The following is a 20,777-nucleotide window of genomic DNA, read 5'->3' on the forward strand; positions in this document are numbered from 1 at the left end:
TCGGCGATCGAACATGATGGACCACGAAAAGGTAAACATCCTTCTGGTCGATGACCAGCCGGCGAAGCTGCTGGCCTATGAGGTCATCCTGAAGGAGCTCGGCGAGACGCTCGTCGCCGCGTCGTCGGGCCGCGAGGCGCTGGAGTTCCTGCTCAAGAACGAAGTCGCGGTCATCCTGGTCGACGTCTGTATGCCAGAGCTCGACGGCTTCGAGCTCGCGGCGATGATCCGCGAACATCCGCGATTCCAGAAGACCGCGATGATCTTCATCTCGGCAATCCAGGTCAGCGATATCGACCGGCTTCGCGGCTACGAGATGGGCGCGGTCGATTACGTGCCGGTGCCTGTCGTGCCCGAGGTGCTGCGGGCAAAGATCCGCGTATTCGCCGAGCTCTACCGCAAGACACGGCAGCTCGAACGCCTCAACGCGGAGCTCGAGGACCGCGTGCGCGCGCGCACCGCCGAGCTCGAGCAGTCGACCACGCGGCTTGTCGAGAGCGAGGCGCGCCGCAGCATGGCGATTGCCGCCGGCAAGATGGGTTCGTGGGACTGGGATTGGGTCAACGGCGACTGGATGTGGGACGAGGGGCAATACAAGATCTTCGGCGTTGACCCGAAGTCCTTCAAGCTCACCTCCGACAATATACAGGCGCTGTTTCATCCCGACGATGTCGAGCACCTCCGGCAAGCCTGGACCGGCTTCGGCAAGGGCCAGACGTCCTACGAAACCGAATTCCGCATCATGCGGCCGGACGGCGAGGTGCGCTGGTGCGTCGGCACGGCCGCGGCCACCAGCGATCGCAACGGCAAGGTGGTCCGGGTGAGCGGCGTCACCGTCGACATCACCGACCGCAAGAAGGCCGAGGAGCGGCAGAGCCTGTTGACCCGCGAGGTCGACCATCGCGCCAAGAACGCGCTCGCGCTGGCGCAATCGATCGTACGGCTGACGCGCGCGCAGAACGTGACCGCCTATGTGCGGGCGGTCGAGGGCCGCATCACGGCGCTGGCACGCGTTCACACCGTGCTGTCGCTGTCGAGCTGGCAGGGCGCTGAAATCCGGCGGCTGGTTACCGAGGAGATCGCGCCGTATTCGGAAGCCGGGCAGATCCAGATCGATGGCGCGGAGGTGCAGTTGCAGCCCGCGACCGCGCAGACGCTGGCACTGGCGCTGCATGAGCTCGTCACCAACTCCGCCAAATATGGCAGCCTGTCGGTGCTGGCGGGCCGGCTCGCGATCACCTGGGAACTGCACGACGACACACTGATCCTGGTCTGGGTGGAATCCGGCGGACCTCCCGTGACCAAGCCGAAGCAGAAAGGTTTCGGCACCCGAAGCGTGATCGCCAGTATCGAAACCCAGCTCGGCGGGCGCGCCGACTTCGATTGGCGCGCCGAGGGCCTGGTGTGCCGGCTCACGGTTCCGCTCAAGCCGATTGTCGGGGAGACGCCGGCGTTCCGCGAACCGTCGGCAGCCGAACGTAAGCCCTTGGTCAGTTCCAGAGCCGTGTAGCGCCTCGGGCCGGACAGGAACCAAGCGCCGGACGCTGCGGTTAACGGGGCTTGATCGCTCCATTCGTGGCTTGAGGTGCTGCCGTGGATGCCCAAACCCGAGAGCGCGGGCCGTCCGGGGAGAAGCCGCGGCAGCCCAAGCGCAATCCCGAGCAAGGATCGCCACCCCACAGCGCATCCTCGCCACAGCAGGAAACCGGGCGCAAGCCATCAATGCGCGACCGGCTGCGCGAGCACTGGCTGCTCGCCACAGTCGGCGCCTGTCTGCTCCTGCTCGCGATCATCGGTGGTGTGAGCTATTGGCTCAACGTGCGTCACTATGAATCGACCGACGACGCGTTCGTGGCCGCACGCAGCTTTGCGGTGGCGGCAAAGGTGGGCGGCTACGTCGTCGAGGTCCCCGTCACCGACAACCAGCACGTCAATGCCGGCGACCTCCTCGCGAGGATCGACGAGCGCGACTACAAGATCGCCGTCGATCAGGCCGGCGCGCAGGTCGCGGTCGCAGAGGCTAATGTCGCCAATGTCGATGCCCAGATCGACAGCCAGCAGGAGCAGATCAAGGAAGCCAAGGCGCAGCAGCAGCAGGCCGAGGCGCAATTGAAGTTCGCGCGGGAGGAGGCGGAGCGCGCCCAGAACCTCGTCGAGAAGGGGGCGGGCACGGTGCAGCGGCAGCAGCAGACCCGCTCGGATCTCGACGCCCAGCAGGCCAATGCCAGCCGCGCCAGGACGGCAGTGACTGCGGCCGAGCTCGGCGTCAAGACGCTCGAGGCTCAGCTCAAGAGCAGCAAGGCATCGCTGGAGCAGGCGCAGGCACAGCTCGATCAGGCCAAATTGAACCTGCAATATACAAGCATCGTCGCGGCGCAATCCGGACGCGTCGTCAAGCTGAGCGGCGCGGTCGGCACCTATGTGGCGCCGGCCCAGAGCATCATGATGTTCGTTCCTGACGAGGTCTGGATCACCGCCAACTACAAGGAAACGCAGCTGGCGGATATGCGCCCCGGCCAGCCGGTCGAGATCAGGATCGATGCGTATCCGGGGCGCAAGCTCACCGGCCGCGTGGCTTCGGTTCAGCCGGGCTCGGGCACTGCGTTCAGCCTGCTGCCGGCGGAGAACGCGACCGGCAATTTCGTCAAGGTCGTGCAGCGCGTTCCCGTGAAGATCCTGATCGACAATTGGCCGAATGACGTTCCGATCGGGCCGGGCATGTCCGTCGTGCCCTGGACCAGGGTGCGATGAGCGACGTTGCGGCAGGCGGCGGCGCGGCCTGGTCGCCGGAGCGTTCGGCTGCCGGCGGACATAATCCCTATCTGATCGCCTTCGTCGTCTCGATCGCGACGTTCATGGAGGTGCTGGACACCACGATCGCCAATGTGGCCTTGCGCCATATCGCTGGCGGCCTGGCGGTCGGCATCGACGAGAGCACCTATGTCATCACCAGCTATCTGGTCGCCAACGCGATCGTGCTGTCGATCTCGGGCTGGCTCTCGACCGTGATCGGTCGCAAGCGCTTCTACATGATCTGCGTCGGCACCTTCGCATTCGCGTCCCTGCTGTGCGGGCTTGCCTGGAGCCTGGAGGCGCTGGTTCTGTTCCGGATCATCCAGGGCCTCGGCGGCGGCGGGATGGCGACGAGCGAGCAGGCGATCCTCGCCGACTCCTTTCCGCCGGCCAAGCGTGGCCAGGCGTTCGCGATCTACGGCGTCGCAGTGGTCGTTGCTCCCGTGGTCGGGCCGACGCTCGGCGGCTGGATCACCGATACCTACAGCTGGCACTGGATCTTTCTGATCAACGTGCCGATGGGCTTGCTCTCGCTAATCCTGGTCGGGACGCTGGTCAAGGAGCCGTCCGGCGCCGAGGAGGAGCGCAAGGACCTGCTCAAGGACGGCCTGCGCGTCGACTATATCGGCTTCGTGCTGGTCGCGATCGGGCTCGGTTCGCTCGAATTCGTGCTCGACGAAGGCCAGCGCAAGGACTGGTTCGCGTCCGACATGATCGTCGGTTTCGCGCTGGCCTCGGCGATTTGTCTGATCGCGCTGATCCCGTGGGAGCTGACGCGCAAGGACCCGATCGTCGATCTCCGCCTGCTGGGACGCCGCCAGTTCGGATCGTGTTTCCTGGTGATGCTGTGCACCGGCGCGGTCCTGATCTCGTCGACGCAGCTCCTGCCGCAGCTGTTGCAGACCGAGCTGAACTATACCGCGCTGCTGGCAGGGCTCGCACTGTCGCCCGGCGGCGTCGTCACGCTGATCTTGATGCCGGTGGTCGGCAACCTCGTCAGCCGCGTCCAGCCGAAATATCTGATCGCCGTCGGCGGCTGCATCGTCGCGTTCTCGATGTGGCATCTGACGGGACTGAACGGCGACATCACCTATGGCTACGCCGCGCTCGCACGCATCTTCCTCTCCGCCGGGCTTCCGTTCCTGTTCTTGCCAGTCACGACGGCCTCATATGACGGCGTGCCGCCGGACAAGACCAACCAGGCCTCGGCCCTGATCAATGTCGCGCGCAATATCGGCGGGTCGATGGGCGTCGCACTGGCCCAGACCGCGCTGGCGCAACGCCAGCAATTCCACCAGAGCCGACTGGTCGAGCATGCCGCGCCATCGGATATCGGGTATCAGCAGACCATCGACACGATGACGCGTTTCTTTCAGGCACAGGGGTCGAATGCATCGGATGCCGCGTCCCAGGCGGTCGCCTGGGTCGGCCAGACCTTGCAGCGGCAGGTGGACCTGCTCGCCTATATCGACGTGTTCTGGATGCTCTCGATCATCGGGCTCGTGATGATTCCGCTGGCGCTGATTATCAAACCGCTCGATCTGACGGCGCCGCCCAAGGGGCATTAAAGCAGACGACATTGTGAACGCGGGAGCGGCCGAACCGCGCTATGACGGGCGTGACCGAAGGGAAATCGCGCGAGGAGCATATGCCCAGGAGGAATCTTGCCGGTGCGGGTTTGTCGGTCGTTTTCCTCGCGGCGGTCAGCATCACGCGGTCGGGCGCCGAGCCCGTGCTGAAAGGCGCGGAAGCCTTCGGCGATTGGCAACGCGATAAGCCGGGCACGGTGCGCCTGATCACACCGCAGGACTTACCCAAGCCCGGGGCAACGGCGTCGAGCAGCAAGTTTCCGCGCGTCATGCCGAGACCTGCATCGGTCACGCCGCAGGTGCCGGCAGGGTTCAAGGTCGAACTGTTCGCGAGCGGGCTCAGCGGCCCACGAATCATCCGGACCGCGCCCAATGGCGATATCTTCGTCGTGGAAACCGGCTCGGGCCGCATTCGTATTCTGCGCAGCGCCGATGGTGCTGCCAGGCCTGCGACCAATGAAGTCTACGCAACCGGATTGAACCAGCCGTTCGGCATCGCATTCTTCCCGAGCGGTGACGCTCCGCAATGGCTCTATGTCGCCAACACCGACAGCGTCGTGCGCTTTGCCTACCGTAACGGCGATCTCAAGGCGTCGGGAAAGCCCGAGACGATCGTCGCCCGGCTGCCGCACGGCTACGGCCATTCCACGCGTGATATCGTGTTCACGCCGGACGACAAGCGGATGCTGGTGTCGGTCGGCTCCGCCGGCAATGCAGGCGAGGGGCTGGGCCGCCCGCCGAAGGGCATCGAGGCCTGGAGCCGAGACCAAGCACTCGGCGCGGCCTGGGGCGACGAGACCGACCGCGCCGCCGTGCTCGCCTTCGATCCCGACGGCAAGAACCAGAAGCTGTTTGCCACGGGGATCCGCAACTGCGTCGGACTTGCGGTCCAGCCCGGAAGCGGTACGCCGTGGTGTTCGACCAACGAGCGCGACGGCCGCGGCGACAATCTTGTGCCCGACTATGTGACACGGGTCCGCGAAGGCGCGTTCTACGGCTGGCCTTGGTACTACATCGGCGGCAACGAAGACCCCGCGCATGCCGGCGCGCGGCCCGACCTGAAGGACAAGGTGACAGTCCCCGACGTGCTGTTGCAGGCCCACTCGGCGTCGCTTGGCCTGACCTTCTACACCGGCAGCAGTTTTCCGCCGGAATATCGCGGCGATGCTTTTGCCGCCGAACACGGCTCGTGGAATCGGTCGAAGCGCACCGGCTACAAGGTCATCCGCATCAGGCTGAAGGACGGCGTGCCGACCGGCGAATACGAGGATTTCGTCACCGGCTTCGTCATCGGCGACAATGAGGTTTGGGGCCGTCCGGTCGGCGTGACGGTCGCGCGCGACGGTGCACTGCTGGTCTCCGAAGACGGCAACGGCACGATCTGGCGCGTCAGCCGCGACTAGAGCATTTTCGGTTCTGATTGAATCAGAACCGAAGCTCTAGATTCTTGTTTTGACGCGTTTTCTTCACGCGAACCGGTGTCCACTTCGCTCGAAAACGCTCTAGTGGCTGATCATCCAGGGCCGCGCGGTCGGAAAGCCCTTGGCGCCGCTCTTGGTCTTGGTCATCAGCCGTGCCGGCTTCTTCTTTCCGGTGGAGCAGCAGCCGCAGCCCGGGCCGTGCGCCGCCTTGTATTGATCGAGCGTCTTCGGCGCATGCCGGCTCTGCTCGTTGGTGGCGTGCGCCTTGCGCTTGTCCGAGGGCATGCAGAAGAACGCCGGCGCAGTGAGGATCACGCGCGGCGACGTCGCCTCGCATTGCGGGCAATCCTGCGGCAGGTCGCATTCCGACATCGGCCGCATGTCGGTGAACGGGCCGCAGTCGTTGCAGAGATATTCGTAGATCGGCATTTTCGTATCCTTGCGCAGTCGTGTGAAGCCCGGCGATGGATGCGGGGCGGCCAATACGCAGCCGTCCCGCACCCTTCGCGCAGGGATCACTCAGAGGATCATTTGTCGGGCGAGATCGGCATCTGCACGTCACCCTTGATGTGCTTGATCGGTCCCGCCGACGACGGCATGACGTCGAAGTCGAAGATCTCCGTCGGTAGCCACAACGTGGCGCAGGCATTCGGCACGTCGACCACGCCGGAGATGTGGCCCTGGCACGGCGCGGTGCCGAGGATCGAATAGGCTTGGGCGCCGGAGTAGCCGAACTTCTTCAGATATTCGATCGCGTTCAGGCAGGCCTGGCGATAGGCGATGTGGACGTCGAGATAATGCTGCTTGCCGGCCTCGTCGACCGAGATGCCCTCGAAGATCAGATAGTCCTTGTAGTTCGGCGTGATCGGGGACGGCTTGAACACGGGATTCTTGATGCCGTATTTCGAGACGCCGTCCTTGATGAGATCGACCTTGATGTGCAGCCAGCCGGCCATTTCGATGGCGCCGCAGAAGGTGATCTCGCCGTCGCCCTGGCTGAAATGCAGATCGCCCATCGACAGCCCGCCGCCCGGCACATAGACCGGGAAGTAGATCTTCGAGCCGCGCGACAGATCCTTGATGTCGCAATTGCCGCCATGCTCGCGCGGCGGCACCGTGCGGGCGCCCTCGAGGCCGATCTTGGCCTTGACGTCCCCCTTTGCCTGGCCGGCATGCGCGGTCGGCGCGAACGGCGGATTGGCGAGGCCCGGCACGCGGGTCGGGTTGGTCGCGATCAGCTCGGCTTCGCGCGCATTCCACGCTGCCAGCATCTTGGCATCGGGCAGACAGCCGATCAGGCCGGGATGGATCAGGCCCGCGAAGTTCACGCCGGGGACGTGGCGCGATGAGGTGTAGAGGCCCTTGATGTCCCAGATCGACTTCTGCGCCAGCGGGAAGTGGTCGGTGAGGAAGCCGCCGCCGTTCTGCTTGGAGAAGAAGCCGTTGAAGCCCCACAGGCTTTCCTTCAACGGACCGACGTCGAGCAGGTCGACGACGAGGAGATCGCCGGGCTCGGCGCCCTTGACGCCGATCGGACCGGACAGGAAATGCACGATCGACAGATCGATGTCGCGCACATCGTCGGCGGAATCGTTGTTCTTGATGAAGCCGCCGGTCCAGTCGACGGTCTCGATGATGAAGTCGTCGCCGGGGCTGACCCACTCGACGATCGGAACCTCCGGATGCCAGCGGTTGTGGATCTTGTCGTTTTCATAGGCCGACTTGCTGAGATCGACCTTGATCAGTGTATCTGGCATCGAGATGCTCCCCTTGGGTTACACAGTTGAAAGTTTGAGCGTGATCTTGTCGGAAAACCGCTTCATGCTCTTCCGGATCACGCTCTGTTAGACGGACAAATATTTCGAGATCTGTGCGGCATCGACGCTGGCGCGCGGATCGTCGCGGACGATCTCGCCGTTCTCGATGACGAGGACGCGGTCGGCGATGTCGAGCGCGAAGCTGAGAACCTGTTCGGAGACGACGATCGACAATCCCCGCTCATCGCGGATCCGCTTCAATGTGCGCGCCATGTCCTTGATGATCGACGGCTGGATTCCTTCGGTCGGCTCGTCAAGCAGCAGCACCTTGGGCTTGGTCGCCAGCGCGCGGGCGATCGCGAGCTGCTGCTGTTGTCCGCCCGAGAGATTGCCGCCGCGGCGGCCCTTCATCTCGAGCAGCACCGGGAACAATTCGTAGATGTCGCCGGGCACCTCGGAACCGCCTGACACCACGAGCCCGGTCTCGATGTTCTCCTTCACCGTCATGGTGGAGAAGATCATGCGGCCTTGAGGGACGTAGGCGAGCCCCTTCGCCACCCGCTCATAGCTCTTCATCGTACCGAGCTCGGTGCCGTCCATGGTCACCTTGCCGCTCTTGGCCGGCAGGATACCCATCAGCGATTTCATCAGCGTCGTCTTGCCCATGCCGTTGCGGCCCATGATCGCGACGATCTCGTTGGGCGCGACCGAGACGTTGAGGCCATGCAGCACCTCGCTCTGGCCATAGGCAACGTGAAGATCATTGATTGCCAGCATCGACGGTCTCCTACAGAGGGAAGCTTCTCTTCACCTCTCCCCGGCGGGGAGAGGTGAACCGAGAGTTCGCGGTTCGATCTGTCGTAAGCATGCGTCAATGCCCCAAATAGACTTCAATGACCTTCGGATCGTTCTTGACGTGCTCCATCGTTCCCTCGGACAGGATCTGTCCCTGGTGCAGCACCGTGACCTTGTGCGCGATGTCCTCGACAAACTTCATGTCGTGCTCGATCACCAGGACCGAACGATCCTTGATGATGCGGTTGAGCAGCTCGGCCGTCTTGGCGCGCTCGGAGACGCTCATGCCGGCGACCGGTTCGTCGAGCATCAAGAGGTCCGGATCCTGGATCAGCAGCATGCCGATCTCGAGCCACTGCTTCTGGCCGTGGCTCAGCTGGTCGGCATAGGTGTTGAGCTTGTCCTTCAGGAAGATCATCTTGGCGACCTCCTCGACCCGCTGCCTGACCGTGTCGTCGCGCTGAAAGGTGAGCGAGCCGAACACGGTGCGGCCGCGCGGGAAGGAGATCTCGAGGTTCTCGAACACGGTGAGATCCTCGAACACCGACGGCGTCTGGAACTTGCGTCCCACCCCGGCCTGCACGATCTCGTTCTCGCGCAACCTGGTCAGCTCCTGGCCGCGGAACTGGATCGAGCCTGACGTCGCCCTTGTCTTGCCGCAGATCAGGTCGAGCACCGTGGTCTTGCCGGCGCCGTTTGGGCCGATGATGACGCGGATCTCGTTCTCCTCGACATAGAAGGAGAGATCGTTGACGGCCTTGAAGCCGTCAAAGGACACGGTGAGACCGGAGACCGCGAGCAGGAAGTCCTTGGGCTGATGGCCGACGAGCATGATGATCCCTCCTCACTCGGCCGGTGCGCCGTCGGCGATCAGGCCAGCCGCCGATTTCGATTTGCGCGATGCCAACAGGCGATCGATGCGCGGCTGGACGTGGTCCGCCCAGATGCCGGAGAGGCCGTTCGGGAACGCGAGCACGACCGCGATGAACAGCGCGCCGAGGCCGAACAGCCAGAGCTGCGGGAAGGACTCCGAGAGACTGGTCTTGGCGAAGTTGACCAGCAGCGCGCCCCAGACTGCGCCGAAGATCGACATCCGGCCGCCGACTGCGGTGTAGATCACCATCTCGATCGACGGCACGATGCCGACGAAGGACGGCGACATGAAGCCGACCTCGAGTGTGAACATGGCGCCGCCGATCGCAGCGAACACGGCCGCGGCGCAGAACGCGAAGATCTTGAAGTTGGCGACGCTGTAACCGGAGAAACGCACGCGATCCTCCTGCTCTCTCATCGCCACCAGGATGCGCCCGAGTTTTGTCAGGCGGATGAACTGCGCGGCGCAGATGCAGCCGAACAACAATACCACCTCCACGAAATAGAGGATGTACTTGGCGTGATCGGTTCGGATATCCCAGCCATGCAGCGTTCGCAGGTCGGTGATCCCGTTGATGCCGCCGGTGTAGCCCTGCTGGCCCACGATCAGGATGGTCATGATCGCCGCGATCGCCTGGGTGATGATCGCAAAGTAGACGCCGCCGACCCGGCGCTTGAACATCGCAGCGCCGATGATGAAGGAGAAGATCGCCGGCACCAGGATGATCGCGATCAGCGCTACCGGGAAGCTGTGGAACGGCTTCCAGAAGAAGGGCAGCGAGGTGAGCTGGTTCCAATCCATGAAATCGGGGATGCCCGGCGTCGACTGGATCTTGGTGTTCGCGACCGAAGACGCCTCGAGCTTGAGGTACATCGCCATGCAGTAGCCGCCGAGGCCGAAGAACACGCCCTGCCCCAGGCTCAGGATGCCGCCATAGCCCCAGCACAGCACGAGGCCGATCCCGACGAAGGCATAGGTCAAATATTTGGCGACCAGGTTGAGGCGGAAGATATCGAGCGACAGCGGCAGGACGAGAAACAGCAGCACCGCGAGCGCAAGGAAGCCGAGCAGTTCGGAGCGATTGAAAAAGCGCGAGTTGATGATCATGACCAGCCTGCTTGTTCTTATTTGCGGACCTTGAGCGCGAAGAGCCCCTGAGGACGCACCATCAGGATCGCGACGATCGTCAGCAGCGTGATCACCTTGGCCATCGATCCCGACAGGAAGAATTCCAGCGTCGATTGGGTCTGCGAGATCGAGAAGGCGGAGGCGATGGTGCCGAACAGCGAAGCGGCGCCGCCAAACACGACGACCAGGAAGGTGTCGACGATGTAGAGCTGGCCGGCGGTCGGTCCGGTCGAGCCGATCATGGTGAAGGCCGAGCCCGCGATGCCGGCGATGCCGCAGCCGAGGCCAAAGGTGTAACGATCGACCTTCTCGGTATTGATGCCGACGGCGCCCGCCATCACGCGGTTCTGCACCACGGCGCGCACCTGCTTGCCCCAGCTTGACCAGAACAGCACATAGGCGACCGCGATCGTGATCAGGATGGTCAATCCCATCACGAACATGCCGTTGATCGGGATCTGAATGGAGTCGGTCGCCTGCCAGGAGCCCATCATCCATTCCGGCAGTTCGACGCCGACCTCGCGCGCGCCGAAGATCGAGCGATAGGCCTGTTGCAGGATCAGGCTGAGACCCCAGGTCGCCAGCAGCGTGTCGAGCGGACGCTTGTAGAGATGGCGTATCAGCGCCCACTCGACCAGCATGCCGAGCGCGCCGGAGGCGATGAACGCCAGGATCATTGCGATGAAGAAGTAGCCGGGGAACAGCCAGGGCGCGACGTGCTGCACGGCGTTCGACGTCATCCAGGTGACGTAGGCCCCCAGGATCATGAACTCGCCATGGGCCATGTTGATGACGCCCATCTGGCCGAAGATGATGGCAAGCCCGAGCGCCATCAGCACGTAGACGGAGAACAGGATGAGCCCGGCAAATCCCTGCATCGCAAGGATGGCGCCGAGATCGCTGATCGAATAGTCGCCGAACATGATGTCCTCCAGTCCAAGGGGCACGCGCCGCCGGTCAAGCGACGCTGGTTCCGTGGCGTGGACGGTGACGTCCACGCCACGATACATTGGAAGCTCCGTAGCCCGGGTGAGCGGCAGCGATACCCGGTGCGATCCCGCATATCGCTCCGCTCATGCGGGCTACTGGCTCACTGGTAGCCCTTGGGGAACGGATCCGGCTCGACGAGATCGGCGGTCTCGTAGATCAGCTCGTATTGGCCGTCGGCCTTGGCGCGCCCGACGCGGGTCTTCGACCAGAGGTGATGGTTCTCGTGGATCCGGACGTAACCTTCCGGCGCGCCCTTGAACTCGACGCCGGGCGACGCCGCCGCCACCTTGTCGATGTCGAAGGAGCCGGCCTTCTCCACCGTCAACTTCCACAGCCACGGACCGAGATAGGCAGCCTGCGTGACGTCGCCGATCACGGTCTTCTCGCCCCACATTTTCTTGAAGGCGGGCACGAAAGCCTTGTTGTTCGGATTGTCGAGCGACTGGAAGTACTTCATGCAGGCATAGGCGCCGGCGATGTTCTCGCCGCCGATACCGTCGATCTCGTCCTCGGTGACCGAGATCGTGAGCAGCGTCTGCTTGGACAGGTCGATGCCGGCCGCTTTCAGCTGCTTGTAGAATGCGACGTTCGAGCCGCCGACGATGATCGCGTAGATCACGTCCGGCTTGGTCAGCTTGATCTTGTTGATGACCGAGTTGAACTGGGTCGAGCCGAGCGGGAAGTATTCCTCGCCGACCACCTTGCAGCCTTGCAGATGGTTCTCGATGTGCTTGCGCGCGATCTTGTTCGAGGTGCGCGGCCAGATGTAGTCCGAGCCGAGCAGGTAGAAGCTCTTGGCGCCCTTGGTTTTGTTGACCCAGTCGAGGCCGGCGATGATCTGCTGCGTCGCCTCCTGGCCGGTGTAGATGACGTTCTTGGACTGCTCGAGGCCTTCATAGAACGTCGGGTAGTACAGCATGCCGTTGTACTGCTCGAACACCGGCAGCACCGCCTTGCGCGAGGCCGAGGTCCAGCAGCCCATCACGGCCGCGCATTTGTCGTTGACCAGCAGTTTCTTGGCCTTTTCCGCGAAGGTCGGCCAGTCGCTGGCGCCGTCCTCCTGGATGAACTTGATCTTGCGGCCGAGCACGCCGCCGGCGGCGTTGATCTGCTCGATCGCGAGCTTCTCGGCCTCGACCGACCCGGTCTCGGAGATCGCCATGGTGCCGGTCACGGAATGCAGGATGCCGACCGTGACTTCGCTATCAGTGACTGCAAGACCGGTGGTGTTGACCGCAGAGGTTGCAGGAACGTCGGCAAATGCCGGACGGCCCAGCATCGACATGGCCGGCAAAGCGGCCATTCCCATCAAGAGCTTGCGGCGGAGCGGAGACGGCAGTCCTGGTTTTGTATCGTCTGACATGAGCACCCCATTGGTTCGAGAACGCTTATTGATGAGGCTAGGATTGCTCACTTTTGTGCAGCGCACTGATACGTGAGATCGCGTATACTGCACCGCAAAATAGCGACGTAGGTTTTTGGTACGGGATTTGCCCGCGATCAGCGCATCGTGGACCAGGAGTTCAAACGAGTGGCAGGGCGGCAGCGGATAGACCGCGTCAGGCGCCAATACAATCAATGGGTCGCCAACCAGACGCTGGAAGACTACGCGCTGCGCTTCACCGCCAAGAGCGCGCGGCGCTGGTCAGCCGCCCGGGTTGCCAACACCGCGCTCGGGGCGATCTCGTTCCTTGCGCTGGAGGCGATCGGCGGCACCATTACGCTGAACTACGGCGCAATGAATGCCTCCGCCGCGATCCTGGTCGTCAGCGTCATCATCTTCCTCTGCGGACTGCCGATCGCCTACCATGCCGCGAAAAGCGGTATCGACATCGATCTGCTCACCCGCGGCGCCGGCTTCGGCTATATCGGCTCGACCATCACCTCGCTGATCTACGCCTCCTTCACCTTCATCTTCTTCGCGATCGAGGCGGTGATCCTCGCCAGCGCGCTCGACATGTGCTTCGGCATCCCGCGGCCGGTCGGCTATTTGATCAGCGCGGTCGTGATCATTCCGCTTGTCATCTACGGCATCACGCTGATCAGCCGCTTCCAGCTCTGGACCCAGCCGCTGTGGATCATCCTGCACATCATGCCGTTCGCGGCGATCGCCTGGGCCAATCCGCATTCGTTCACCGAATGGCGCAAATTCGCCGGCGATCACGGCGATCCCGCAGGGAATCTCGATCTGCTGCTGTTCGGCACCGCAGCCTCCGTGGTATTCGCGCTGGTGGCGCAAATCGGCGAGCAGGTCGACTTCCTGCGCTTTCTGCCGCGCGACCGCCGCACCTCGCGTAAGGCCTGGTGGATCGCGCTGCTGAGCGCCGGTCCGGGCTGGATCGTGCTCGGCGCGCTCAAGCTGCTGGCCGGCTCGTTCCTCGCCTTCTTCGCGCTCAGCCACGGCGTCTCGGCCGAGCACGCGGCGGAGCCCGCCAACATGTACCTCGAGGCGTTCCGCTATGTGCTGTCGCAGCCGGATCTGGCGATGGCGCTGACCGGGACGTTCGTGATCCTGTCGCAGGTCAAGATCAACGTCACCAACGCCTATGCCGGCTCGATCGCTTGGTCGAATTTCTTCTCCCGCCTCACCCACTCGCATCCCGGCCGCGTGGTGTGGCTGGTGTTCAACGTCGTCGTCGCGCTGCTGCTGATGGAGATCGGCGTCTACAAGGCGCTGGAGCAGACGCTCGCGCTCTACTCCAACGTCGCGATCGCGTGGGTCGGCGCGCTGGTGGCCGATCTCGTCATCAACAAGCCGCTCGGCTTGCGGCCGCAGCACATCGAGTTCAAGCGCGCTCATCTCTGCGATATCAATCCGGTCGGCGTCGGCGCGATGACGATCGCGACCGTGGTCTCGATCAGCGCGTTCTACGGCCTGTTCGGCCCGACCGCGAAGGCGCTGTCAGCCTTCGTGGCGCTTGCGGTCGCATTCGTCACGGCTCCCCTGATCGCCTGGGCCACCGACGGCAAGTACTACATCGCCCGCAAGCCGAAGCGGAGCTGGCAGAACATCGAGTCGATCCAGTGCTGTATCTGCGAGCATGCGTTCGAGCCCGAGGACATGGCTTCCTGCCCCGCCTATGCCGGCCCGATCTGCTCGCTGTGCTGCTCGCTCGACGCACGCTGCCATGACCTCTGCAAGCCGCATGGCCGGATCGGTGCGCAGGTGTCGGATGCGTTGGGCAAAGTGATGCCGCAGCCGATCTATGCCCGCATCAACTCGCAGCTCGGGCATTATCTCGGCGTGTTCGCGGTCTCCGCCGGCCTCGTGGCGTTGGTGCTCGGCCTGATCTACCTGCAGACTACGGCGGGCGTGCATGCCAACGAATTATTGGCCGACGTGCTCTGGAAGGTGTTCTTTGCGCTGACCCTCATCATCGGCGTCGTCGCCTGGCTGTTCGTGCTGGCGCAACAGAGCCGGCGCGCCGCGGAAGCGGAAACACGCCGGCAGACCACGCTGCTGATCCAGGAAATCGACGCCCACAAGCGCACCGATGCCGAACTGCAGCGCGCCAAGGAGGTCGCGGAGTCAGCCAATCTCGCCAAGAGCCGGTACGTCGTGGGCCTCAGTCACGAACTTCGTTCGCCGCTGAATGCGATCTCCGGCTACGCGCAGCTATTGGAGCAGGACGACAGCCTGCAGGTGCGGCCGCGCGAGCAGGTGCGCGTGGTCCGCCGCAGCGCCGATCATCTCTCGGGCCTGATCGACGGCATCCTCGATATCTCCAAGATCGAGGCCGGCCGTCTCTACCTGTCGCGCGACGAGGTTCGGCTGAACGATTTCCTCGAGCAGCTGGTCGGCATGTTCCGCCTGCAGGCGGCAGCCAAGGGCATCGACTTCGTGTTCAAACGGCCGGCTGTGCTGCCGGTCGTGGTCTATGCCGACGAGAAGCGGCTGCGGCAGATCCTGATCAACCTGCTGTCGAATGCGATCAAGTTCACGCAATCCGGCCAGGTGCAGTTCGTGGTGCATTACCGCAGCCCGGTCGCAGAGTTCGAGGTGATCGATACCGGACCGGGCATCCAGCCCGACGATCTCGAACGGATCTTCGCCCCGTTCGAGCGTGGCGCGCTTGGCGTCACCCAGCCGCAGACCGGCACCGGACTCGGGCTCACCATCAGCCGCCTGCTCGCGGGTGTGATGGGCGGCGACATCAAGGTTTTGAGCACGGTCGGCACCGGCAGCACGTTCCGCGTCAAGCTGCTGCTGTCGGAGGTCACCAATCCACGCCGCGATGCGCCGGTCGATGCTCCCGTGTACGGCTATCACGGTCCGCGCAAGACCATCCTGATCACCGACGACGACCCGACCCACCGCGACCTGTTGCGCGAGATCCTGACGCCGCTCGGCTTCATCCTGCTCAGCGCGCCGGACGGGCCAGGCTGTCTTGCCCTCGCGCAGCATTGCCGGCCGGACCTGTTCCTGCTCGATATCTCGATGGCTGGCATGGACGGCTGGACGGTCGCCGAAACCTTGCGCTCCGAAGGCCATCACCAGGCACGCATCCTGATGATCTCGGCCAGCGCGCTGGAGGCCCATGGCGCGCCGCTGGCGCAACCGTTCCACGACGGCTACCTGATGAAGCCGATCGACATTCCGCGGCTGCTCGAGACCATCCGCCAATTGCTCAAGATCGAGTGGCAGTATGAAGCCGAGCCGGCCCCGCCTCCGCAATGGAAGCCCGAGAGTGGTTCGCGGCCGCCGGTGAAATATGTCGAAGAGCTGATCAGCCTCGGCCAGCTCGGCTATGTCAGGGCGATTCAGCTCAAGCTCGACGAGATCGGCAATGAGTGTCCCGAACATGCCGATTTCGTCAGCCAGATGCGCACGCTGATCGACCGGTTCGATCTCGATCAATATATGGCGACGTTGAAGACATTGCACAGCTATGACCATTGAACAGAAGAAGCGCGACGTTGCGCTCGTCGTCGACGACTCGCCCGAGACGTTGCGCCTGCTGACCGACGCGCTCGACGGCGCCGGCATGACCGTGATGGTGGCGCTCGACGGCGCCTCGGCGATGCGCATCGTCGACCAGATCACGCCCGATATCGTGCTGCTCGATGCCGTGATGCCCGGCATGGACGGTTTCGAGACCTGCCGGCGGCTGAAGCGCGACGCAGGGCTCGACGGCGTGCCGATCATCTTCATGACGGGCCTCGCCGAAACCGAGCATATCGTGCGCGGGCTGGAGGCCGGCGGCGTCGATTATGTGACCAAGCCGATCGTGGTCGAGGAGATGCTGGCGCGCATCCGGGTCCATCTCGCCAATGCGCGGATGACGCAGAGTGCCCGCGCGGCGCTCGACGTCTCCGGCCGCTATCTGCTCGCCGTGAACAGCGCCGGCGCGCTGTTGTGGGCGACGCCGCAGGCACAGCGACTGCTGTCGGATACGCTCGCCGACGCCGCCGACAATTTCGCGCTGCCGGATCCGATGCCGCAATGGCTCGAGCAGGCGCAGAAGGGCGGCACAGGAAAGAAGACAGCGACCGTGGCGTCATTCCCCGGCAACGAGCAGCTTCGGCTGCAATATATGGGCAAGCTCGGGCCCAATGAATTCCTATTGCGGCTTGCGAAGGACACCAGCGGCGACTTGCCGGCCGAGTTCTCCAGCGAGCTCGGCCTGACCACCCGCGAGGGCGAGGTGCTGTCCTGGCTCTCCAAGGGCAAGACCAACCGCGACATCGCGCAGATCCTCGGCCTCAGCCCGCGCACCGTCGACAAGCACCTCGAGCAGATCTACGCCAAGCTCGGCGTCGAGAACCGCACCGCCGCCGCCGCGATCGCGGTCAACGCAAGGCATCGCAAGTCTTGATCGAACGCACGCTGCGCCCCACGCACCGAAACGTGCGCAAGGCGCGGGGACGCTACGCACCCACTGCCGACGAACTGCCATTCCGATCAGCCGGTGCAGCAGATTCCAGCGACACCTCCTGTTCCGGCGGCCGCGCCTTTCGCCACTGCGCCGGCGTCACGCCCATGTGGCTCTTGAAGGCGCGCTGAAAGGCGGCCTCGGACTGGTAGCCGGCCATCTCCGCAACGGCGCCGGTCGACAGCGATGATTTCTTCAACTCGTTCGCCGCAAGCGTCATCCTGATATCGGTGAGCAGATCGCTGGGCGATCGTCCGAGCTTCTCCTGAAACTGCCGTGCCAGCGTGGCGCGTGACATGTTGCAAAGACGCGCAAGCTCCGGCAGCGACCATGCGCGCGCGGGCTGGTTGAACATGGCCGCCACCGCCGGTGCAAGGCGGGGATCGCCGACCAGCGCGAGCAGACCGCGAGAGCCGTCATCGCTCTCGCTCGCGAGCCGCAGCACGAGCGCAAACATCGCCGTGGACAGCGCGTCCAGCATGGCGCGGCCGCCCAGATGATCGTCGGCCGTTTCGCTGCGCATCAGCGACACCAGTCCGGCGAGTTGCGCCGCCGTCCCCTTTCCCGTACGCGCGCCGGCATGCACGACAAGACGCGGCGGAAGGTAACTGCGCAACAGACGGTCGTGCGGGGATGCGATCGCGAAGTGCCCGCACAACAGGTCAAGCCGCTCGTCCGACCCGAGGTTTTCGCTGATCGTGAAATTCTGTGCCGCCCGGTTGCGTGGCGGCAGCGGTGCCGCCCCGCTGCCGTCATGCATCACGTGTCGCGGGTTGCCGGGCAGCAGAAGGATGTCGCCGGTTTTCAGCAGCAATGGGCGGCCGCCCGCGGGATCGTCCAGGATCGCCGAGCCGGCAAGCACCGCATGATAGGGGATCTCGTTGGTCACGCCCGGACCCTGCTCGATGCGCCAGGGGACACTGTAGCTGCAGCGAATATCGAGCCGCCCGCGCACCGGCATCATCTCGAATAGCCGGCTGAGCCAATCCATGGCCAATCCCCCGAGGCGTAGCTTATGAGACGATTGAGCATATAATCGAGCAATATGAACATTCAATGTCTCAAATCTCAATCCTATTGTCACTCCGCAATCGTTCACCACCCCAACAAGGAGTGCCACCATGTCTCGTCTTTCAGTCCCCAATCTCGAAACCGACACCGGCCCGTCGGGCCAAGCCTACGCCCAGATCAAGAAGGCAGCCGGCAGCGTCCCCAACGCCTATGCGGCGATCGCCGCCCACGGCCCGGCCGCGCTCAAGTCGATGCTCGCCGCCGATGCCGTGCTCGCCGGCGGCAGTCTGTCCAAGCGCGATCGGGAGATCATCAAGCTCGTGATCAGCGCCGCAGGCGGCTGCGACTACTGTGTCGCCGCGCATTCTCATCTCGCCAAGCTCGCCGGCGTGAAGACCGACGCACTGAAGCAGATCCGCGACGGCGCGCTGACCGGTGATGCCAGGCAAGACACGCTGATCCATTTCGTCCGCAAGCTCGCGCAGTCGAGCGGCACCGTCAGCGACGAGGACTTCGCCGCGATCAAGGCCGCCGGCTACAGCGACGCCCAATTGGTCGAGATCAGCCTGGCGTTCGCGACCATCGTCTTCACCAACGTTTTCAACCGTATCAACGACACCGACATCGACTTCCCTGCCGTCGCGTGAAGCGACCGAAGTCAGTCGATTGGAAGGATGACGACCATGACTGCGCTTTCCAACACCGCTCAGTTTTCCGACACGACGCAAAATCCGGTCGTTCGCGCGCTTCATCGATCCGGCCTGCTCGCCGACGATCTCGACTACCACGTCGTCAGGGCCGCGATGGTGATCATGTTCCTGTTCTTCGGCTACCAGAAGTGGTTTCCGTACGAATTCGAACGGCTGGTCCCGTTCATCAGCAACGGGCCGCTGATCTGGTGGCTGTATCCGGCCTTCGGCCATGCCGGCGCCAGCTACTTCCTCGGCGCCTCGGAGTGGACGTTCGGCTCGCTGCTGTTGGCAGGGTTCTGGGACAAGCGGCTCGGCGTACTCGGCGCCCTCGGCTCGACCGGCACCTTTATCGCAACCGTCACCATCATCCCGTTCATGCCTGATGGCTGGGACGTTGCGGCCGGAGGCTTCCCGGCAATGACCGGAAACGTACCCTTCCTGATGAAGGATGTCGTCCTGCTCGCCGTCTCGCTCTACCTGCTGAGGCAGGACGTGGTTCGTTTGATCAGGCAATAGATGGCTTCAGCCGATCGCGACTGATCGCCGGTGGGCTCCATGCGCACCGGCGGTCGCGCATGGGACTGAGCAGACGCAGCATCTCTCGAACACAGCGACATGGTGGTCATTGCCGTTGCGCAGATCCGGCAGCCCTTGCTCTTTAAGGCCGAGCCATAACCTATTGCCGAACTTGCACAATGCGTTGGAATCGGCCACCCGCTCCGCGCGTTCGGCTGCGCTGCCGTCCGCTAGACGACGACGCAATGCCGCTTCCATGCGTGCATGAATGATCCCTGGCTCTCCGGCCATGAACATAGTTCCGCCGCGCGGTCTGCGCTAAGAAGGAACGCCGGTGTTGTTCTGGGGTGAGTTGATGAAGAAGGACGACGTCACATGCCCGCGCTGCGGGGCCGGATTCCGACGCCTTGAGCTGGCGTCCGGATCTGGAAGCAAGGGCGAGTATCGCTGCCCGGTCTGCGAGACGACCCTCGAGCAGTTCGATGGCGACAGGCTCGTCGCCTACCGCCTGACCATCCAACCTTCGATTCGCGGATTGAAGACCTAGCTGCCGCCTGCATGGAATGCCGGAGCAAAGTCTGGATCACAATCTCCGCTTCAGGACATAGCTGTCCATGATCCAGCCGTGCCGCTCACGTGCCTCCCGTCGCGCGGCGACGATGCGAGGGCCGACCTCCGCCAGCTCCCCCGCCATGGTGATCTGATCGGGCATGCCGAGATAGGCGCCCCACCAGATTTGCAGCCCGGCAGCATCCAGGGTCTGGAAGGCGGCGCCGCCGTCGAGCATCACGACCACGGTGTCGACGCCGGGCGGCCAGCCAGCCTCGCGCAGCCGTCGGCCGGTCGTCACGAGGAACGGTTCGCCGATCTCATTGAGCGGCAGCGCATGCGCCGCGCACAGCGCCTGGATCGACGTGATGCCCGGGATCACTTCGATCGATGGCAACGGATCGAGCCGGCGCGCAATCCGCAGGCTCGAATCGTAGAGCGAGGGATCGCCCCAGATCAGCAGGGCGACCCGTCCCTCCCCGCCGAGGTTGCGCGCGATTTCCTGCGACCAGGACGCGGCGATCGCATCATGCCAATCGTCCACACCCTTGCGATAATCCTCTTCGCCGGCGTCACGCACCGGCAGGTCGAATTCGGCAATGCGTGTGCGGGCATTGCTCAACGCGTCCGCGCAGATCGTGCGACGCAGTTCGGCGAGATCCGACTTCGCCGTCCCCTTGCGCGGGATCAAGATCAGGTCGGCGGCATTGATCGCGGCGCTCGCAGCCAAAGTGAGCTGCCGGGGATCACCACAACCGATACCGATCAGGGACAGCGTCAACATGGCCG

18 protein-coding genes are annotated in these 20,777 nt (G+C 63.9%); 9 read left to right on the plus strand and 9 right to left on the minus strand.

All coding sequences use genetic code 11. From position 1 onward, the window contains the following. The first annotated feature begins 16 nt into the window (after nt 1-16). From E2I15_RS15535 to E2I15_RS15550, 4 genes are all read left to right on the plus strand, one after another. The gene (locus E2I15_RS15535; protein ID WP_137480949.1) at nt 17-1,510 is read left to right on the plus strand and encodes a sensor histidine kinase; all 1,494 of its coding nucleotides are present in this window, start codon (nt 17-19) and stop codon (nt 1,508-1,510) included. A gap of 83 nt (nt 1,511-1,593) precedes the next feature. After that, entirely contained in the window at nt 1,594-2,751 is a 1,158-nt protein-coding gene (locus E2I15_RS15540) for an HlyD family secretion protein (protein WP_137480654.1), read from the plus strand. Continuing rightward, nucleotides 2,748-4,361 (plus strand): DHA2 family efflux MFS transporter permease subunit, encoded by a 1,614-nt coding sequence (locus E2I15_RS15545; protein ID WP_137480652.1) that lies wholly within the window; start codon nt 2,748-2,750, stop codon nt 4,359-4,361. The genes E2I15_RS15540 and E2I15_RS15545 overlap by 4 nt, the downstream gene beginning before the upstream one ends. Before the next feature lie 80 nt (nt 4,362-4,441). Next, entirely contained in the window at nt 4,442-5,785 is a 1,344-nt protein-coding gene (locus E2I15_RS15550) for a PQQ-dependent sugar dehydrogenase (protein WP_137480650.1), read from the plus strand. 99 nt (nt 5,786-5,884) lie between these two features. Here the strand turns inward: E2I15_RS15550 and E2I15_RS15555 are convergent, their stop codons facing one another. The 7 genes from E2I15_RS15555 to urtA form a co-directional block, all read right to left on the minus strand. Then, on the minus strand, nt 5,885-6,232 hold the full coding sequence (locus E2I15_RS15555) for an FmdB family zinc ribbon protein (RefSeq protein ID WP_137476278.1): 348 nt from the start codon (nt 6,230-6,232) through the stop codon (nt 5,885-5,887). A 98-nt stretch (nt 6,233-6,330) separates the two neighbouring features. Beyond that, nucleotides 6,331-7,560: a formamidase gene (fmdA, locus tag E2I15_RS15560; protein WP_137476279.1), complete on the minus strand. Its 1,230-nt coding sequence runs from the start codon at nt 7,558-7,560 to the stop codon at nt 6,331-6,333. 87 nt (nt 7,561-7,647) lie between these two features. Then, a complete protein-coding gene (urtE, locus tag E2I15_RS15565) occupies nt 7,648-8,337 on the minus strand; it encodes an urea ABC transporter ATP-binding subunit UrtE (RefSeq protein ID WP_137476280.1) in 690 nt (229 codons plus the stop codon). A 94-nt stretch (nt 8,338-8,431) separates the two neighbouring features. Further along, complete coding sequence (urtD, locus tag E2I15_RS15570) at nt 8,432-9,187, minus strand: urea ABC transporter ATP-binding protein UrtD (RefSeq protein WP_137476281.1); 756 nt, start codon at nt 9,185-9,187, stop codon at nt 8,432-8,434. Nucleotides 9,188-9,199: 12 nt separating this feature from the next. Further along, entirely contained in the window at nt 9,200-10,336 is a 1,137-nt protein-coding gene (urtC, locus tag E2I15_RS15575; RefSeq protein ID WP_016845694.1) for an urea ABC transporter permease subunit UrtC, read from the minus strand. Nucleotides 10,337-10,353: 17 nt separating this feature from the next. Then, nucleotides 10,354-11,280 (minus strand): urea ABC transporter permease subunit UrtB, encoded by a 927-nt coding sequence (urtB, locus tag E2I15_RS15580; protein WP_026192568.1) that lies wholly within the window; start codon nt 11,278-11,280, stop codon nt 10,354-10,356. Nucleotides 11,281-11,447: 167 nt separating this feature from the next. Beyond that, nucleotides 11,448-12,710, minus strand: a complete 1,263-nt coding sequence (gene urtA, locus E2I15_RS15585) for an urea ABC transporter substrate-binding protein (RefSeq protein WP_069278810.1) — start codon at nt 12,708-12,710, stop codon at nt 11,448-11,450. A gap of 168 nt (nt 12,711-12,878) precedes the next feature. On the opposite strand from urtA, the gene E2I15_RS15590 reads away from it, so the two are divergent. Next, nucleotides 12,879-16,247 (plus strand): hybrid sensor histidine kinase/response regulator, encoded by a 3,369-nt coding sequence (locus E2I15_RS15590; RefSeq protein ID WP_137476282.1) that lies wholly within the window; start codon nt 12,879-12,881, stop codon nt 16,245-16,247. Then, nucleotides 16,237-17,163: a response regulator transcription factor gene (locus E2I15_RS15595; RefSeq protein ID WP_137476283.1), complete on the plus strand. Its 927-nt coding sequence runs from the start codon at nt 16,237-16,239 to the stop codon at nt 17,161-17,163. The genes E2I15_RS15590 and E2I15_RS15595 overlap by 11 nt, the downstream gene beginning before the upstream one ends. Nucleotides 17,164-17,215: 52 nt before the next feature. On the opposite strand, the gene E2I15_RS15600 is transcribed toward E2I15_RS15595, so the two are convergent. Beyond that, nucleotides 17,216-18,211, minus strand: coding sequence for an AraC family transcriptional regulator (locus tag E2I15_RS15600; protein WP_137476284.1), 996 nt, complete (start codon nt 18,209-18,211; stop codon nt 17,216-17,218). Nucleotides 18,212-18,341: 130 nt separating this feature from the next. On the opposite strand from E2I15_RS15600, the gene E2I15_RS15605 reads away from it, so the two are divergent. The 3 genes from E2I15_RS15605 to E2I15_RS15615 all read left to right on the plus strand — a co-directional run bounded on the left by E2I15_RS15605 (nt 18,342) and on the right by E2I15_RS15615 (nt 19,986). Continuing rightward, nucleotides 18,342-18,878, plus strand: a complete 537-nt coding sequence (locus E2I15_RS15605; protein ID WP_137476285.1) for a carboxymuconolactone decarboxylase family protein — start codon at nt 18,342-18,344, stop codon at nt 18,876-18,878. Nucleotides 18,879-18,914: 36 nt separating this feature from the next. Continuing rightward, on the plus strand, nt 18,915-19,439 hold the full coding sequence (locus tag E2I15_RS15610; RefSeq protein ID WP_137476286.1) for a YkgB family protein: 525 nt from the start codon (nt 18,915-18,917) through the stop codon (nt 19,437-19,439). A 355-nt stretch (nt 19,440-19,794) separates the two neighbouring features. After that, nucleotides 19,795-19,986, plus strand: coding sequence for a hypothetical protein (locus E2I15_RS15615; protein ID WP_038382082.1), 192 nt, complete (start codon nt 19,795-19,797; stop codon nt 19,984-19,986). 36 nt (nt 19,987-20,022) lie between these two features. Here E2I15_RS15615 and cobF read toward each other — a convergent pair whose 3' ends face one another. After that, nucleotides 20,023-20,772 (minus strand): precorrin-6A synthase (deacetylating), encoded by a 750-nt coding sequence (cobF, locus tag E2I15_RS15620; RefSeq protein WP_137476287.1) that lies wholly within the window; start codon nt 20,770-20,772, stop codon nt 20,023-20,025. Nucleotides 20,773-20,777: the final 5 nt, after the last annotated feature.

Source organism: Bradyrhizobium sp. BR2003 (assembly GCF_009720285.1).
Taxonomy (GTDB): domain Bacteria; phylum Pseudomonadota; class Alphaproteobacteria; order Rhizobiales; family Xanthobacteraceae; genus Bradyrhizobium; species Bradyrhizobium elkanii.